The sequence below is a fragment of the Gilliamella sp. BG3 genome (assembly GCF_046635605.1).
Taxonomy (GTDB): Bacteria; Pseudomonadota; Gammaproteobacteria; order Enterobacterales; family Orbaceae; genus Gilliamella; species Gilliamella bombi.
On record NZ_JBIDFE010000006.1, the window covers coordinates 73,518 to 91,718 of the forward strand.

Below are 18,201 nucleotides of genomic sequence, written 5' to 3' on the forward strand. Positions count from 1 at the left end.
GGAATAGATTTTACCAATACATTAATTAAGCTTTATTAACCATATCCCAACTTAAACCAAACTTTGCCAAATATTTTTTTAATCGATCAGCATCATTGCTACGTTGTTTTTTTATGCGAGACACAGCGAACAATTTTCTGCCAGCTTCAGATAAACAGCTACTTTTTTGGCAGATTTCAATCACCTTTTCCAATTGGAAGCGATCAAATTCATCTATTTCTAATGGAATTAAAGAGTCATCTGATTTGTGTTTCCCCCAGTTTTGTTTTAAGCGTAGAATCTCTTTTTCTACTTGTTCCAACGTAATATTAGCTTGTGGTGCTAACGTTGCCATTCGAATAATCGAGCTATTTAATTCACGAAAGTTACCCTGCCATAAGGCTTCCTGAGAGGTAGCAAAAGCTAAATAAGCACGTCTTGATTGTTGATTGAAACGTGGCATAATGCCGTATTCTTTAGCATAACGCGCCAATTCATAATCAATATTCGGTTCGATATCTTCTTTTCGTTCGGCTAAACTCGGCAGTTGATAACTCCACAAATTGATTCTGGCAAACAGATCTTCACGAAATTCACCATTCTCAATCGCCAATTTAAGATCTTTATTAGTCCCAGCAATTAATTGAAAATCACTCTGAATCGGTTTATCACTACCAAATGGATAAAATTGTTTCTCTTCGATCGCTTTTAATAACATTGCTTGTTCATCAAGCCCAAGTTCACCAATTTCATCTAAAAATAATAATCCCCCATCAGCATTTTTAAGTAAACCGGTACGAGCGAGATTTGCACCCGTAAATGCTCCTTTCACATGGCCAAATAAGGTTGACATTGCACTATCACCTCGTAAGGTGGCGCAGTTAATTTCGACAAATTGACCGTTAATTTGATGATTAGTGTGTTTTAGCAAATAAATTTGTTTAGCTAAAAATGATTTACCTGCACCAGTTGGCCCACACAATAAAATAGGGGCATGCGATCGGCTAGCAACCTGTTCTATTTCAGCAATTAATTGATTAAATTGTTGGTTACGAGTAGCGATACCTGACTTTAACAGATCTGTTGCTTGAATGGCATATTGTTGAAAACGGGTTAAGATTTTATCATAACGATGCAAATTCAAATCGATGATATTCATATTACCGTAAGGTACTTGCGCAATAAGATCTGCTTCCTCTAAGTTATAATTTTTTTCTATTATCTCCTTTTTGGATGGTGGAGACATTTGTAATAATTTAGCTGGATAATAGCGCGATTCTGCTAGTAAAAACCAACAAATCTGTGCGACATGCGTACCTGTTGTGATATGCAAATAATACTCTTCTTGTTCTGAATTAAATGAGTAGTTTTTCGAAATATCAAAAAGGCAGGTATAAACTTGTTCAAAATCCCATGGATCATCTATATTTACTGCGATTGGCCTTACTTCGGTTTGTGGTGATAAAATTTTAATATCTTTAACAACTTCGCAAAGCAGATGATAATCGTTTTGATAATAGAGTAATTCAAATCGAGTTAATGGTAGATCAGATTGATGACATAAATCGATAGTCGGTCGCCATTGCAACCATCGTCGTTTACCTTTACCACGTTGATCCAATACATTTCCTAAAAAACCAAACACTACATTCTTTTTCATTTTTATAAAAATTTATAAATTAATAGATAAAATTATAAAAAACAAACTTATTTAAATCTATCTAATTTTTAGATTGATCTGTTTTAAATTTATTTTTTTGTTTTAAATCAAATTGATATTAATTGTTTTTATCTTTTTTTAATTTTTGGCACACTTTTAGCAAATTATAATAATGAATAAGAAAAAAGGTTTTATCGCCCAAGAGAAAAGGGATAACATCCCAAAATAAAACTGAACTTGTAAACTTAGTAACTTAACGTTACATAAAATTTAGATGGAATTAAAAATGAGTCAATATAACTTATTACAAACAGATAACGCAAAACCAATAAAAATGTGGACAAAAGGCGTTCCTGTTGAAGAAGAAGCCAAAACACAATTAACCAAAACGGCACAATTACCGTTTATTTTTAAACATATCGCCGTAATGCCTGATGTACACGTAGGTAAAGGATCGACTATCGGTAGTGTTATCCCAACCATAGGCGCAATTATACCTGCAACTGTAGGAGTGGATATTGGCTGTGGCATGATTGCTGTGCAAACGTCTTTAATAGCGAGTGATTTGCCCGATAATTTATTACCGTTACGGCATGAAATTGAAAAAGCGGTACCACATGGTCGATCGCCTCATAACCGTCGACAAGATATTGGTAGCTGGCAAAATCCACCATCACTAATCGATAGTTATTGGCAACAGCTATTACCCGGTTTTGAAAAATTAACTGAAAAATACCCACGTTTTTTAAATACTAATAACTACCGACATTTAGGAACACTCGGCACTGGCAACCATTTTATCGAAATTTGTTTGGACGAAGCCGATCGAGTTTGGATAATGCTGCATAGTGGATCACGTGGTGTAGGTAATGCTATTGGTAGCTTTTTTATAGAAATGGCTAAAAAAGATATGGAAGCCCATATCAAAAATCTACCTGATAAAGATTTAGCTTATTTACAAGAAGGCACTGAACACTTTCAAGATTATGTTGATGCTGTGCATTGGGCGCAAGAATTTGCAAGACTCAACCGTGAAGCAATGATGAATAATGTTATTTTAGCAATGCGTAAAGTCATTACTAAACCATTTACCACCCACATGTCGGCGGTAAATTGTCACCATAACTATGTACAAAAAGAGCAACATTTTGGTGAAGAAATTTTCATTACGCGTAAAGGTGCGGTGTCTGCTCGAAAAGGTGAGCTAGGGATTATTCCAGGCTCAATGGGTGCAAAAAGCTATATTGTGCGAGGACTTGGTAATGAAGAAAGTTTCTGTTCATGCTCACATGGTGCAGGGCGAGTTATGAGCCGAACAGAAGCCAAAAAGAAATTTACCATTGAAGACCAAATTAAAGCAACAGCACACGTTGAATGCCGAAAAGATGCCAACGTGATTGATGAAATCCCAATGGCATACAAAGATATTGATGCAGTAATGACAGCCCAAAATGAACTGGTCGAAATTGTCCATCAATTACGGCAAGTCGTATGTGTAAAAGGGTAAAAAATATTGAGGAGCAATCCTCAATATTGGTGGAAATAAAAATATAAACAACTTTAATTATATCAATTACAATCTAAAAATAATGCATAACTATCGCGATTATTCAATTTGATTTAAATAACTAATTAATCATTCTAACAATAAAATATTTAAAGGATTAACGATGAAAGAAACTACTCAAAATTCAACGACAGAACCCTCAAATATGGCGACGACTCAACCATTTCCAATGGTATGGGATAACAATAAAATCAGTATTTATCAATTTTTACTGCCTTATCAACATGCAGAAAAACTGCCTGAAATAGCCCAAACACTTCCTGATGAATCATCTGATGATACAAAATTAAAATGGGCAGCAGGGGCAATGGATGGGGTTAGCAATCATCATGGCGCATCATCTGAACACACATGTGTTGAAGAAATTTTAACGTTGCTAACCACAATATCAACACAACCCAATAAACACGATATCGAAAAACTTTACACCTTAATAAATACGGAAGGTACTTTAAGTTTTATTGATGATTTAAGTGATGCAATACCAAAAATTGACATTGATTTTGATAAGTTATATGAATTTACCTATTGGTTAGCAACAAATAGCCCTGATCGTGAAATCATTAAGTTTAGTATTGCTGTATTAGGATGTTTTACTACCGAACAAACTGACTTATTTTTATTATTAGGCATGCATGAAGAGTTTACCTTATATTCAGCAGTTGCATTACAAAACACCTTATCATCACCCGAACAAGTCGAAAATGCCTTAGTTACTTTAGCTAAAAAAGTGGATGGTTGGGGTAGGATCCATATTGTTGAACGATTAGCCGAATATCAATTATCATCAACAACTAAAGATTGGTTATTAAGAGCGGGTTATCAAAATAGCGTTATGAACGAATATCTTGCTTATACTTGCGCAACCACAGGTGAATTAAATCAGGTTTTAGAACAAGATTATGTTGATTTACCTTTATTAGAATCTGCGGGTGAAATTTTAGAGGCACTCATCATGGGCGGACCAGCCGAAGATATGCATTGTTATGAAGAAGGTGCTATTGTTTGTTTAAATTATTTAAAACATTTACTAAAACTACCCTCATTAGCTGAACTCCCCCCTTTACGGACAGTACTGACTATACATGATTTTGTTAGCAGCCAGCTTAATGAAAGCTATCCTAATTGGAATGAAAAAATAAAAAATGCAATTATTGAAAAAGCAAATAAGTTTATCCATCAAGATAAATGGTTAGCATTAATTGAAAATGATTTAATGACTGATGATAGCAGTAAATTTTACCTAGCTGCTGATCTTTACACACAATTTGGATTTGATGCATGGGATGCACGTTTTGCATATCAAAAAAATCATCAGGGTGAACAGTGGTATTATTTAATGAAAACCGATAATATACAAAGAGTACAACAAGTTATACAGTTAGCTAGGCAACAATATGACTTTACAAAAATCGCAACTGGGCCAGCGCTAGAATCTGCATTTGGCATCAAATATAAAGCACACCGTGCATTGGATGCTATTTTACAAGAGCTCAATCGATTTCCGGGTATGGGTGAAGATCTTATATTAATTGGTCTAAACAGCCCAGTAATACGCAACCGAAACATGGCATTAAATGCCATTGAAGCTTGGGATCGACAATGTTGGACAGATAAAATAACGCTTGCCCTGCAAGAACTTATTGCAAATGAACCTAATGATGAAATTAAAAAAAGGTTAGTAACGCTACTTGCTTCGCACAATAATTAAATATTCTATTTACTTGCAGACAAACATAAAAATATCGAGGAGCAATCCTCGATATTAAACCGTTTAAAATATGATAAAGCCAGCTATACAACTACTAGTACAATTGAATCAGATGAAGACATTAAATAAAGATAGAAAATACTATTAGCTTTACATAATAGCTAAAACAGAGCCAAATAGGTTGACAAAAACCATAATTTATATAACCCATAAAAAGAATGGTATATTAACTAAAGGAGATATTTATGTGTAAATTTTACGATCATGAAAGGTATGTAACTATTTATCATTATGATGAAAAAGATAAATATTTTACCCATCATGAAGAAAATTGTTATCAGCCAGCAGGTATAGGGCTTCCCGCTAATTCGACAGATATCCCTGTACCCGATGGAGAACTTCCTTCAGGTTTTATATATGTTTTTGAAAACGAGCAATGGACAGCAAAAAAAGACGTCTTTAAAAAAATAGAGCTAGCAATATGTCGGAAGAAAACTATATTTATCAAGAAAATCTACCACCATATTTCACAATAGATACTTTCGATTTTCATAAAATGCCACAATATGAAAAGATAGAAAATTTTACAAATCCTCAATTACAATCATTAATACTTACCTATAGATATTTACATATTCAAAATGAATTTATTGAAGTTATAGATTTTCATGAAAAATATGTTAAAAACATTCAGAATATTGGAATGATTTTTCCGCAAAATCGTAATCCAGCCATTATGTATAGGTTAAAAACAGAAAGTTTAATTCTTTCAATAAGAAGTTTATTTGATGAACTGGTTCAATTGACATACATTACTTGCTATAAGAGTATTTTTATAAAAGATAGCCAAATAAAAGTAGATTGTATAGGTGATTTATTTTCCCCTAAAAAAGTTACAAATTATCCTCTTTGTAAAAAAATTATTCTAGGTGATGATATTAATTATCAGCAAGATAGTAGTGGTTTTTTAAAAATGATTAATAACCTTTTTAACTCAATCAAACACAGTTTTATTCATTATGAAGTTTATAATAGTTTTCCTCCTGAAACGCCTAATGTGATTTCTTTATATAAAAAACAAAATGACTTTTCATCAGGCAAAGTGATATTTTTTAATCATTCTTTATTTCAAATAATGTTTGGATTTAAAAGTAATTTTAACCGCATAATTAATAATCAAAAAGAATTTTTGCTAAACCGAAAATAATTACAGTATGATAATATACTGAAAAATATACAACCGTATTGCATCTAGCCTGATTCTTAGACATTCGCATCTTGAAGATTAGAAAGGGTAAATTTAATTATATTTTTGAATTTTAATTAAATATCTAAAATTACCCGTTAAATCCTATATTCAGATATTCTGCTCATATTTAATACACGATGCCATTTTATTAAATTATCTAAAAAGGGAAATGGTACATGTCAAAGAATTTAATTTTGAAAATGGGTTAAAGTTAGACTTTGTTATATTATTTGTAAAAAATATTCAGGATTCTATACCGTTTCAATCATAAATCATCATGCTCAATGATTTGTTAATGGTAATATGCAAAAGACTTTAAATGCGTTAAAAATTCAGATATAAAGTAAAATAAATAACCTAAAGGAATAGTTGCAATGCAAAACCGCATAAAACAAAAGTTAGCAGAATTAGCACAACAACATAATATCCATATACTTTACGCTTGCGAATCAGGCAGTCGGGCGTGGGGGTTTCCATCGCCGAATAGTGATTATGATGTGCGTTTTATTTATGTGCATCGTTTTGAGAAATACTTAGCCATTGATAACCCTGCTTCACATTTAACTTTTCCTATTGATGATGAGCTGGATTTGCATGGTTGGGATTTAAAAAAAACTTTACAATTGATCCGCAAATCAAATACTACCCCGTTTGAATGGTTGCAATCACCCATTATTTATCAACAAAATGCACCAATTGCTAACCAATTATGGCAACTTTGTGCTGATTTTTTTAATGCTCGTGGCAATATTCATCACTATTTAGGGATTGCTAAAAGCGCCTTACAAAACAGTGAAGGGCAGCAGATCGGTATCAAAAAACTGTTTTATGTATTAAGACCTTTATTAAGTGCCAAATGGTGTTTAGAAAAACAGCAAATCGCCCCCATGGCCATTACGCCATTATTGACACTATTACCTGATGATTTAAGCCAACAAATCAATGATATTATTGCCTTAAAAGCAACCATGACTGAATCAACACCTATCACTATCGATCCAAAAATCTTATTGTTTATTGAACAATCCATGATTGAGATTAAAGAAAGTTTACAGGCTATAGACGAACAACATTTTAAGGCTGATAAGTTAGATTATTTTTTTATACAAACATTAATGAGCTTAAAATAAGACAAGGAAAACTAAATGACAATCGACGATTTAAAAGCACAAAACTTAATCTTATTTGAAGTGATCAGCGGTAGCCGTGCATTTGGTTTGGCTACTGAAACATCAGATACCGATATTAAAGGAGTTTTTTATCTACCTAAAAATAAGTTTTATGGATTGGATTATATTCCACAAATTAATAATGAAACTAATGATATTGTTTATTATGAATTAGGACGATTTGTGGAACTGTTACTGAAAAACAACCCGAATATTTTAGAAGTGTTAGCCTCGGATCCAAGCTGTATTGTTTATCAGCATCCAATCATGCAGCAGTTAACCCTTGATCTATTTTTATCCCAACAAACTAAACAAACCTTTGCTCACTATGCTATGTCACAAATTAAAAAAGCTAAAGGATTGAATAAAAAAATCAATAATCCCATTGAGGTAAAACGTAAAACGGTTCTTGATTTTTGTTATATTATTCAAGGGCAGCATGCTTATCCCCTCACTAATTGGTTAAGTGAAAAGCGTTTTGAGCAACATTTATGTGGTTTGGTGAATATTCCACATAGTCGAGATTTATATGCACTTTTTTATGATGCCTCGGGGGATTGTGGCTATCATGGCATTATTCAAAATGATGATTCGACCGAACTTTGCTTGTCGTCGGTGAAAGTAGGCACCACAGTAAATGCTTACTTAAGTTTTAATCGTGATGGTTTTTCATCGCATTGTCGTGATTATAAGGCTTACTGGCAATGGGTTGAAAAGCGAAATGAGCAGCGTTATCAAAGTAATATTAAAAGTGGTAATGATTTTGATGCTAAAAATATGATGCATACTATTCGTTTATTGCAAGTGGCGCATGAAATAATGACTAAAGGCACCATTACCAATAAATGCGCTAATCGTGATGAACTGCTTGCCATTAAAAATGGTCAATTAAGCTATGATGAGATTATGAATATCGCAGAAACATTGTTAAGCAAAATTGAAACCGCATCAATCACTTCAATGTTGCCAGAAACACCTAATTTAAAGCTATTGCACTGTTAGTAAAAATGCGTGAATTATTATATAACCACTAATGATATCGCAAAACAATAACAGTTCATGATTGAATTATAAAAATAATTCAATTAGTTATTTACAATACATGTCATTATGTTAATTTATTTCACTTCCTTGTGATACTCTAATTTAAGTATGAAATTATTTTAATTTAGATTTTTTGGTTTCTTTTCTTTCTTTTAGCTCTTTTAATTCAAATTCCAAAACCTGCCAAAAATCCATATTTGTTGGTTCCAAAACATTCATTTCGTGATTAAATTTTACAATATCACTAAATTCATTAACACAATACATATCAGCATCATTAATAATTTTCAAGATTGGGATTGCTTTAAGCCCTGTTTCCTGCATAAATTGATGGCCAATAAAATCAAGCCTCATCCAATCAGCACTTAATTTAGAGGCTGTATAAGTATGAAAACCATATAAAAATGTCCAAAAAGGTCCCACGGCCATTGCTTGAGGACGACGCCAAATCTCCTCTTTTACTTCAATATAAATGCCTCTATGGGGAATAACATCACAATCTTCACCAAGTAAATGAGCAACATATTCATCAGGAAATTTAATTGCCAAACTATTTTCAATATTGCGAATATCTTGCAATACTATTTTATCTTCAGCCATTGGAAAAACACTATAATCTCTATCTAAATACTGATTCATTAATAAAATCGTTTTGTCTTCCATCCTCATTCCTCTTTAATTTTTTATTTACCCATTTTTTAAGCAAAATATTATAACTTTTAGGCTATTTTTTAAAAGATATTTTAATTAAATCGATCAACTGGTTGGCTTTAAAATGGGACAATTATCGTACATTAAAATGGACAATCTTTTTATAGATTGCCCATATCGCTTGCTTAATCCGCCTGTTGCAACCAATATATGGCTTCATAAGGTCTTAATCTTATTTCAGAACCTAGCCGATGGTTATCTTGATAATTGCTAAATAATCGTTGCCAATTCAAGAGTTGTAACGAATTAGGTAATGACCATGTCAGTGTTTTATCGGTCAGATTTACTATCACTAGTAATTTTTGATTATGCCACCGTCTGATATAGCACCAATAATCAGCAATATCTGGCGTTAAATCTTGATAATCACCAAAAATAAAAATCGGGTATGTTTTGCGTAATTTAATTAAGGTTTGATAGCAATAAAATATCGAATCAGGATCATCAAGTGCCGCTTTGACATTAATTTGTGGATAATTGTTTGCCACCTCAATCCAAGGCTTACCTTTAGTAAAGCCAGCATTGGCTGAATTATCCCATTGCATTGGTGTTCGGCTATTGTCTCTGGATTTGCTAGCAAGGATTGCTAAAATTTCCGCTTTAGGTATACCATCAGCTATTTTTTCTTGATAAATGTTAAGACTTTCAACATCTTTATATTGTGAAATATCAGTAAAATGAGGATTAGTCATACCGATTTCTTCACCTTGATAAAGATAAGGTGTGCCTTGTAAACCATACAGCAGCATGGCTAACATTTTGGCAGATTGTTTGTGATATTGGTTTTCATCACCAAGGCGTGAGACGATACGAGGTTGATCATGATTACACCAAAAAATTGCATTCCAAGCCTTATCTTGCATGCCTGTTTGCCAATAGCCAAGGATTTTTTTGAGTTCAAGTAAATCAGGTTTAGCCAGCGTCCATTTATCACCGTTTGGATAATCGATTTTTAGATGATGAAAGTTAAACGTCATGGTCAATTCTTTACCATCTAAGCTAGCATATTTTTGGCAGTTTTCTAATGTGGTGGATGACATTTCGCCAACTGTTTTAAGTTGGTTGGGTTGAAAAACATCACGACTGATCTCTTGTAAAAATTCATGAATTTTTGGACCATCGGTATAAAATCGACGACCATCGCCATTTTCATCATCCAGAAAATCTTGCTGTTTTGAAACTAAATTAATCACATCAAGCCTTAATGCATCAACGCCTTTATCAGCCCAAAATTGACATACTTTTTTGATTTCTTGACGAACAGTTGGATTTTCCCAATTAAGATCGGCTTGCTGTTTAGCAAATAAGTGCAAATAATACTGTTTTGATTGTTCATGCCATTGCCATGCTTTACCGCCAAATTTTGACCGCCAATTGTTAGGCTCTGAGCCATCGGCTTTAGCGTCTTTCCAAATATAAAATGAGCGATAAGGACTTGACTTATCTAAGGCTGATTTAAACCATGGGTGCTGTGTTGAAGTATGATTAAACACCATATCCATCATAATGCGAATACCACGCTCGTGCGCTTGTTTAACCAGTAGTTCGAAATCAGCCATTGAGCCATAGCTCGGATCTATATCATAATAATCCGACACATCATAACCGTTATCAATTTGTGGGGATGGATAAATCGGCGTTAACCAAATAGCACTAACCCCTAAATTTTCAAGATAGTCTAATCGGCTAATAATACCTAATAAATCACCCGTCGAACCAGCGCCACTAGCTTGGAAACTTTTTGGATAGATCTGGTAAATAGTACCATTTTGCCACCAAGGGATATCGATTTTATTCATTGCTTGCTCTTTATTATTTATTTTTCATAAATTAACCGCTCAATAACAAGAACGGTTAATGGTTATTAGCTCGTGTTTAACGAATATCTAACGTACCTTTTTTAAGTTTAATTTTATAAACGATCGAAGTTAAAACAATCGGAACCACAATTGCCACAATCATCGCCAAAGCATAAATCGACCAATATATCGGCTTTATCGATAAAATACCCGGCAAACCGCCAACCCCAATACCATTAGATAACACACCAAATAAACCACAAATTAACCCGGCTAAAGCTGAACCAACCATGGCGCACAGCATCGGGAATTTATAGCGCAAATTAATACCATACATAGCAGGCTCGGTTACCCCAAGATAACCTGATATGGCAGCAGGAACCGACACTTCACGCTCATTATGTTTTTTACTAACTAAAATAATACCCACAACAGCCGAAGCTTGAGCAATATTAGATAAAGCAATAATTGGCCAAATCGGCGTACCGCCCATGCTTTCAGTCATTTGTAAGTCAATTGCAAGGGTTGTATGGTGAATACCAGTAATAACCAATGGTGAATAAAAGAAACCAAAAACAGCAGCGCCAATAAAGGCATAATCACCAGTCATTAAATATTTAACAATAAAAGCAATACCATTACCTAACATTCTTCCAATTGGACCTAAAAGGAAATGTGCTAAAAACACAGAAACAAGAAGCGCAACAATCGGCACAATCACTAGATTCAAGTAATCAGGTACAATTTTGCGTAATCGTGTTTCGATCCAACCCAACGCTAAACCTGCAAAAATAGACGGAATCACCTGCGCTTGATAGCCGACTTTTTCGATACTAAACCAACCAAAATCCCAAACATCAGGTATTTTACTGCCAAGGTCATAAGCGTTCATCAATTGTGGTGAAACCAAAGTGATGCCTAAAACAATACCTAAAATTGGCGATCCTCCCATCTTTTTCACGGTAGACCAACAAATGGCAACTGGTAAAAAGTGGAAAATCGCCTCGCAAGGTAACCAAAGTATACTGTAAATTGGCGCTAGCCAATGATAGGTTTGTATCAGCGGCTTATCATCAATAGTTGGCATTTCACCAATAATATTACGTAACCCAAGTAATAAACCACCAGCGATTAAAGCTGGTAATAATGGCACAAAAATTTCCGCTAAGTTAGAAATAAACCTTTCAAAAAAAGACATATTCTTTTTAGCTGCTACTTTAGTTTGCTCTTTGCTTGCTTCATCTAAATTTAATTGCTGGATCAATGCTTTGTAATAACTATCAACATTGGTGCCAATGATAACTTGAAACTGTCCAGCATTATTAAAACAACCTTTCACAAAAGGCAGTTCTTCTATAGCTTGGACATCAGCTAGCTTAGGATCAACTAAGGCAAACCTCAATCTTGTTAAACAGTGAGTGACACTGGCAATATTTTCTTTCCCACCAATCAACTCGATTAATTGCATTATCGATTGGCTAGTTAATTGGGAATTTTTAGCCATAAAAGGTCTCCTTTAAATTAGAATTAGCCTTTTTATTTCACTAATAATCTGGCTATTTTGAATATAGATTAAGCATAGATTGAATTGATAAATTAATAAATGGGAACGTTCCCTTTTTTGTGATTAATATCACAAATTAGAGCAAAATAAGCACAAATTAAATAAAAATAACTACTGGTTAGCTTATTAAATGGCAAGGAATGGTGATACTTTTCAGTTCAAACTGATTTTGTAACATATTAAGTAACTCTTGAGCCGCACAACTACCTGCTTGATCAAAACCGAGTTCAACTGCACAAGTCTTAGGAAAAAGAAAACTCAGTAGCTCACTATTACCAATGCTAGCTACGGTAATATGTTCAAGCTGTTTTTCGTGTAAATACTTATTTAATCCTAATGCAATACCATCAGTTGCACAAACGATAGCCGATGGATTTTTAGTTAACACCAACTGGGCAAGATCATAACCTGAACGATAACTTAATTGACCTAAAACCGCATTGGGGCTAAGTTGATATTGCTGGCAAAAATCCAAATAGGCTTGATAACGCAATGCGCCAGTAGTTTGGTCTTGTTGCTCAATACCGATATAACCAATATTTTGATGTTGTTGCGATTGATATAAATGAGCAAGCAATAATCTAACTGCACCAATATCATCATAACAAATACAAGTATGATCTTGGAATTTTCTTGCGATTACTACACTACTATTTTGCCAGGTGGATAATAATGACTGCTCTAGTCCAGTAAATGCAAAGATAACTACGCCATCAGCTTGTTTACCTTTAAGCATGGATAAATATTCTTTGACTTTGGCTGTACTAAATTGGCTTTCCATAATGATAGGATCATAACCATGCCGATAAAAAATAGGTAACATACTTTGAACAGCTTGATTTTCAGAAAGAGAATCAAGGCGAGTTACAATAATCCCAATCACTTTATTTCCATAACCACGCATCGCTCTTGCCGATTTAGACGGCGTAAAGTGATACTGTTCAATGATTGCCAAAACTTTATTACGCGTAGCTTCTTTAACCATAGGATCATGATTAATCACTCGAGACACGGTAGATTTACTTACCGAACAAAGCTTTGCAATATCTTTAATGGTTAAGTTGTTTGAAGATATACTCATAATAATTTAGCCAACAAAAATCAATAAAATCATACTAATCTATTTTATAAAAAATAGCGATTTGAGATTATTTATACCAGTTGGTAAATAAGTTTTGTTAACTAATAGCTATATTAAGATTTAATATAAAATTGACCATTTACCCATTGATATTAAAATAATTTTATTTAACTAAATTCTGACAAATACTATCTAATGCAGTTATTTTTTGTAACAATAGTAAATAATTTAAACAAAGCCTTAAAAAGGAAAAAAATAAAGGTGTCATACAAATTTTTATGCAGTTCACTGCTCATTTTGGGTTTCTCAGGATATGCATTAGCGACCGAAACAAATAATACAATTGAAGCACAATTTAAAGCGGCTTTATTATGCAAGGTTGCTCCAATTGATGGTCGTGATGCAAAAGTGGTTAAACAACTTAACCAACAAAACATTACCATAAAAAACTTAGAAGATGATGGGCTGATTAATTTAGAGTATCACTTTGCCAAACCGCTGGAAATAATGAATACGACTGTATCGCAAATTAAATACCAAGGCGATAGCGGTTCATATTTTTATGCTGTTGCCAAAGGTGATATAGATACATTTGCCAAAGCAATGGGGGCAATCCCAATCCCTGCCCATTTAAAAGAAGAGATGTCTTGGGGTGATATAGGACAATATTATCAATATACAGCCCCAATCACAGAAGAAAATCATTTTCCTAGTATCATTCTTATCGGTCGTGACAAAAATGCCAACTCAGATGAGTTTTATTTTGGCTGCGAAGAATTTGATAGTTAATTATGATTGATTGACGGATGAGGAAAAGGTGACTCATCCGCTTTTAATTTGTAGGCCTTTCCCCACTCTAACATGGCATCATGCACCTGTTTTAGACTTTGTCCAACCTCGGTTAATGTATATTCAACTCTGGGGGGAACCTCGGCATACACTTTGCGGGTTAATAACCCATTTTTTTCCATAGCTCGCAGGTGCTGAGTTAAAACTTTTTGTGATATACCAGTCAGCGATTTTTTTAGTTCACCAAAGCGCTTGGTTCCCGTAAGCAGGTCTCGCACAATTAAAACTTTCCACTTATCACCTATTAACATTAATGTTATTTCAACAGGGCAAATAGGCAAATCATTATTTAATTTAATCATTAATCCTTAAAATTCAACAATAGTTTCAAAAAAGTTACTATAGCACTATTTGGTACCTACTTTACAGTAGAAACGTTAAAGACTAATCTAAAACCATTCTTATATCATGTTAATCCTTAAACGATTAAAAGGAGTAAAGTATGAAAATAGCAGTCATTGGTGCGAGTGGTAAAACAGGGCAACTTTTAGTCAAAGAGGCGATTTCACGAGGGCATGATGTTACCGCAATAGTGCGCAAAGCGAGTCAACCGCTCGATCCCAAAGCAAATGTGCTAATTAAAGATCTGTTCGAATTAACCTATACTGATTTAAAACCCTTTGATGTGATTATCGATGCATTTGGTACTTGGGCACAGGAATTACTGCCATTGCATCAAACCAGTTTAAAACATTTAACTGATATCTTGAGCGGTAAAACAAATCGCCTATTAGTGGTTGGGGGAGCAGGCAGTTTATATGTTAATCCACAGCATTCACTACGTTTGGTTGATACACCTGATTTTCCTGAGGCATTTAAACCATTAGCCACCAATATGGCCAAAGCACTTGATGCGCTTAGAACGTGCGATGATGTGCAATGGACTTATTTAAGCCCAGCCATTGAGTTTAATGCTGATGGGAAAAGAACTGGGCATTATATCTTGGGCGGTGAAGAGGTGTTATTTAACAGCCAAGGAAAAAGCCAAATCAGTTATGCCGATTATGCCATTGCCATGATTGATGAAGCAGAAAAAGCCAAGCATATTAAGCAACGTTTTACTGTTGCAACTGAATAAGGTTGCTAAAGTTTTGTAACCAAGCTTGATTGGACAGAATAAGCACCGATTTTCCATAATAACGAATACAATATCCCGACATATTTTTCAACACGCTTCAAGACTTATTATTTTAGGAACGAGTTGGATTTGACTTGGGATATTTTTGAATTTTAGTGAAAAAATGAATTTAACGGCAACGTATTAACCAAAAGAGGGTGAGTAGCCAAAGTCAAAAATCTTGTCAAAAAGTTTCAGGTAACTATACGTTTAAGTATAAAAACTGTTTTTTAGGCAAAAAATAGACCTAAAAAAGCAAATATTCATCATCTTTTTTAATGAATAAATTTAGTTTAAATTACGTTTTTAGAGCCTCTCTCACTTGCATCAAAACTTCACCAAGTAAATTTTTGCCTCGCCATTTAGCCATATTAAATCTCATTTCGTCATCAATACTTAAACCAATTCCCCAAATCTTGTCATAAGGGCTTGCTTCTGCTAATACTTTATCTTTGGTTGATAATAGATATTTTTTAAGCTCATCATTTTGAGAAAATTTTGCATAATTACCCTCAAAAACAATCTCTTTTTTATGCTTATTCCATATATTTTCATCAAAATTACGCACAGTTTGCCCCAGCTTTTTTTGCATTTTAGATGACGGAATAGATAGAATAGCATTGGCACTCTCTATATCTTTAAATAACAACGCTTTAGAATACATCATCCATTGTTCTGCACTAGTAAATGCTATTTCATTAATAACAAAATGACAAGGATACCACTGAGATAGATAATGATCAGGACTAAAAAAGAAAATCATTTTCTTCTTTCCGACTTGTTTCATCTATTTAAATTGCTCCTTTTGTAGAATAAATAAACTTACAGCTAAGAAACCTCTGGATTGTTTACACTTCATAATAAAATAACCCTTTAAAAATTCATGATGCGTTTTAACCATATTATAAAAGTTAATAAATCGCCTAAAATTTTATTCTCTATATGGTGAATCTGCAAATATTTGCTGATTCAGAATATATCCCTTTATAAATCCATACTAAATTTGTATATTTGCCCATTAAAGGTGATAATTAATTTTGTCACAAAATTTTATAATAAACCGACTCATTGTATTTTTCTAGTTTTGGCATAGTCCATTTTTCTAAAGCTTGTTGTATTGCTAACTAAATGTTTTTTTTAAGTGAATTATTAAGGTAGACCACCACTATCAACAGCAAAGTGGATTTTAGCTGAGTTGCCCCACAGCTTTTTCCTATCTGATGTGAATGCTAAGTTGCTACATCTAAGCTACGTTGATGCGCTCGCACATTTGGTCGAGTTTTTTTATGTGTTTGATTATTGGTTTTATGTTGAATCCTAATAATTGATTTATCACATAAAACGATTGGTTGTATGTCTTTAAAAAAGTCCTTCTCTCAAAAAATGAATCGGGTTGTCACTTAATGCTAATTTTTGTTTAATTTCCATTGCATGACTCCTCTTTGTTTATTTGCTTGTCCTTGTGCCCCCGCCAGCCACGCTTTCAGCGTCGGTGGCGGGCGGTGCGATTGTGGCTTTGCCACAACTGCGCAACCCTAAGGGGTTTGCCCCAAACTTATACTGGGGCTTTATTCTTTTTTATATTGTTCTTTCAGACACCGTAACCCCCTTCCGCGCCCTAAGGATTAAGAAATAAACGCTAAAAGCTAAGGTGCGGTGCAAAGGCCACCGCGGAAGCCGCCGGCACTGCCGACGTAGATGCAGCCGTCGGAGAAGACAGGGAACAGGTAGCCACCTGCTGCGTCGCTCGTCCAGTAGCTGCCGACGAAGCCCGCATCAGTGTAGCGGTACATGCTGCCCCACTCCGCGAAAAAGCTAGCGCCTATGTGACGCATGTAATTATTATCTGATGAACTAGGTGCTGCGCCTGAAATAGAAGGATTAGCTTTTCTGACCGCATTGGTTAAATCTCTTACCCGTGGCATTCGATAACCCAAACTATTACACCATGTGGTTTGATTAGAATAGTTGTTATCTATCTTACCCCGATTGACGAACCACTGCCTTAATACAAATCCATATTTTACTACCTCAACGCCATATATATCTCTACCCACTAACTCAAACGTCTGCGGTAACTGTGGCTTAGTAATTAGGTTAGGATGAGGATTGTACCATTGATTTCTTGCCTCTGGACCTGTTAGCCTAACACGTGCTACAACTTGTCCCCTATCTTTATAAAAAATCCAAATATCATTAGCTACAACATTTGTCACTGTTGCAGTGATTCCCTCATGCGTGACCGGTTCCCATGTCAAGTTTCTCACATCTATTCCTGTTATGAGTAAATCAAAATATAAATTATGCGCACCTGTGGTCGGAAAATTTAGGCTGTATGATTCAGGATTGATTGATTGAACTAAAAAGCCCTTATCAGGATTCCATATGTTAGCAGGGCCTGCATATTTGCCGTCACCCCCAAATAGATTTGGCCTTACATAATTGATAACTGGCGACGGTATTATTACTGGCGACGGTATTATTATTGCATCACTACGATTACCCGCTCGAGCTATTTTACCATTCAATGCCTGTAAATTCGATGAAGATGACAATAATAACAATGCTAATACTAGCAAAGCTGTTTTAGGTGATTTGAACGATAATTTCGATAATTCGTTGAGAGATAATTTGGAAAATATAAATAAGTTTCGTGAAAAAACTCGTCGAATAAGATTATTTGATAAACTTAAGACATAGG

At 34.3% G+C, this 18,201-nt stretch carries 16 protein-coding genes; 8 read left to right on the forward strand and 8 right to left on the reverse strand.

Features of this window, described 5'->3' with window-relative positions:
• Nucleotides 1-25 precede the first annotated feature (25 nt).
• Complete coding sequence (gene rtcR / locus ACGH6S_RS04325) at nt 26-1,639, reverse strand: RNA repair transcriptional activator RtcR (RefSeq protein WP_296317579.1); 1,614 nt, start codon at nt 1,637-1,639, stop codon at nt 26-28.
• Nucleotides 1,640-1,925: 286 nt separating this feature from the next.
• Between rtcR and ACGH6S_RS04330 the strand changes: the two genes are divergently transcribed.
• The 6 genes from ACGH6S_RS04330 to ACGH6S_RS04355 all read left to right on the forward strand — a co-directional run bounded on the left by ACGH6S_RS04330 (nt 1,926) and on the right by ACGH6S_RS04355 (nt 8,337).
• A complete protein-coding gene (locus tag ACGH6S_RS04330) occupies nt 1,926-3,146 on the forward strand; it encodes an RtcB family protein (RefSeq protein ID WP_174799290.1) in 1,221 nt (406 codons plus the stop codon).
• Between the two features lie 163 nt (nt 3,147-3,309).
• The gene (locus ACGH6S_RS04335; protein ID WP_411578414.1) at nt 3,310-4,917 is read left to right on the forward strand and encodes a hypothetical protein; all 1,608 of its coding nucleotides are present in this window, start codon (nt 3,310-3,312) and stop codon (nt 4,915-4,917) included.
• 245 nt (nt 4,918-5,162) lie between these two features.
• On the forward strand, nt 5,163-5,453 hold the full coding sequence (locus ACGH6S_RS04340; protein ID WP_411578413.1) for a hypothetical protein: 291 nt from the start codon (nt 5,163-5,165) through the stop codon (nt 5,451-5,453).
• The gene (locus ACGH6S_RS04345; RefSeq protein ID WP_411578412.1) at nt 5,399-6,124 is read left to right on the forward strand and encodes a hypothetical protein; all 726 of its coding nucleotides are present in this window, start codon (nt 5,399-5,401) and stop codon (nt 6,122-6,124) included. The genes ACGH6S_RS04340 and ACGH6S_RS04345 overlap by 55 nt, the downstream gene beginning before the upstream one ends.
• A 416-nt stretch (nt 6,125-6,540) precedes the next feature.
• The gene (locus ACGH6S_RS04350) at nt 6,541-7,296 is read left to right on the forward strand and encodes a DNA polymerase beta superfamily protein (RefSeq protein WP_411578411.1); all 756 of its coding nucleotides are present in this window, start codon (nt 6,541-6,543) and stop codon (nt 7,294-7,296) included.
• A gap of 15 nt (nt 7,297-7,311) precedes the next feature.
• A complete protein-coding gene (locus ACGH6S_RS04355) occupies nt 7,312-8,337 on the forward strand; it encodes a DNA polymerase beta superfamily protein (protein ID WP_411578410.1) in 1,026 nt (341 codons plus the stop codon).
• Between the two features lie 156 nt (nt 8,338-8,493).
• On the opposite strand, the gene ACGH6S_RS04360 is transcribed toward ACGH6S_RS04355, so the two are convergent.
• From ACGH6S_RS04360 to treR, 4 genes are all read right to left on the reverse strand, one after another.
• Nucleotides 8,494-9,042, reverse strand: coding sequence for a hypothetical protein (locus ACGH6S_RS04360; protein ID WP_174799293.1), 549 nt, complete (start codon nt 9,040-9,042; stop codon nt 8,494-8,496).
• Nucleotides 9,043-9,215: 173 nt separating this feature from the next.
• On the reverse strand, nt 9,216-10,889 hold the full coding sequence (treC, locus tag ACGH6S_RS04365; RefSeq protein ID WP_174799294.1) for an alpha,alpha-phosphotrehalase: 1,674 nt from the start codon (nt 10,887-10,889) through the stop codon (nt 9,216-9,218).
• Nucleotides 10,890-10,965: 76 nt separating this feature from the next.
• Nucleotides 10,966-12,393 (reverse strand): PTS trehalose transporter subunit IIBC, encoded by a 1,428-nt coding sequence (treB, locus tag ACGH6S_RS04370; RefSeq protein WP_085165870.1) that lies wholly within the window; start codon nt 12,391-12,393, stop codon nt 10,966-10,968.
• A gap of 178 nt (nt 12,394-12,571) precedes the next feature.
• On the reverse strand, nt 12,572-13,534 hold the full coding sequence (gene treR, locus ACGH6S_RS04375) for a trehalose operon repressor TreR (protein WP_174799295.1): 963 nt from the start codon (nt 13,532-13,534) through the stop codon (nt 12,572-12,574).
• Nucleotides 13,535-13,795: 261 nt separating this feature from the next.
• Here treR and ACGH6S_RS04380 point away from each other — a divergent pair, with 261 nt between their 5' ends.
• Nucleotides 13,796-14,323 carry a hypothetical protein gene (locus ACGH6S_RS04380; RefSeq protein WP_143422114.1) on the forward strand — a complete coding sequence of 176 codons (528 nt, stop codon included), beginning with the start codon at nt 13,796-13,798 and terminating at the stop codon, nt 14,321-14,323.
• Here the strand turns inward: ACGH6S_RS04380 and ACGH6S_RS04385 are convergent.
• Nucleotides 14,320-14,685 carry a winged helix-turn-helix transcriptional regulator gene (locus ACGH6S_RS04385; RefSeq protein WP_411578409.1) on the reverse strand — a complete coding sequence of 122 codons (366 nt, stop codon included), beginning with the start codon at nt 14,683-14,685 and terminating at the stop codon, nt 14,320-14,322. The genes ACGH6S_RS04380 and ACGH6S_RS04385 overlap by 4 nt on opposite strands.
• A 140-nt stretch (nt 14,686-14,825) precedes the next feature.
• Between ACGH6S_RS04385 and ACGH6S_RS04390 the strand changes: the two genes are divergently transcribed.
• A complete protein-coding gene (locus tag ACGH6S_RS04390; protein WP_085165872.1) occupies nt 14,826-15,461 on the forward strand; it encodes an NAD(P)-dependent oxidoreductase in 636 nt (211 codons plus the stop codon).
• 337 nt (nt 15,462-15,798) lie between these two features.
• On the opposite strand, the gene ACGH6S_RS04395 is transcribed toward ACGH6S_RS04390, so the two are convergent.
• The gene (locus tag ACGH6S_RS04395; RefSeq protein ID WP_065590770.1) at nt 15,799-16,287 is read right to left on the reverse strand and encodes an NADAR family protein; all 489 of its coding nucleotides are present in this window, start codon (nt 16,285-16,287) and stop codon (nt 15,799-15,801) included.
• Between the two features lie 859 nt (nt 16,288-17,146).
• Nucleotides 17,147-18,055: a hypothetical protein gene (locus ACGH6S_RS04400; protein ID WP_411578408.1), complete on the reverse strand. Its 909-nt coding sequence runs from the start codon at nt 18,053-18,055 to the stop codon at nt 17,147-17,149.
• Between the last annotated feature and the right edge of the window lie 146 nt (nt 18,056-18,201).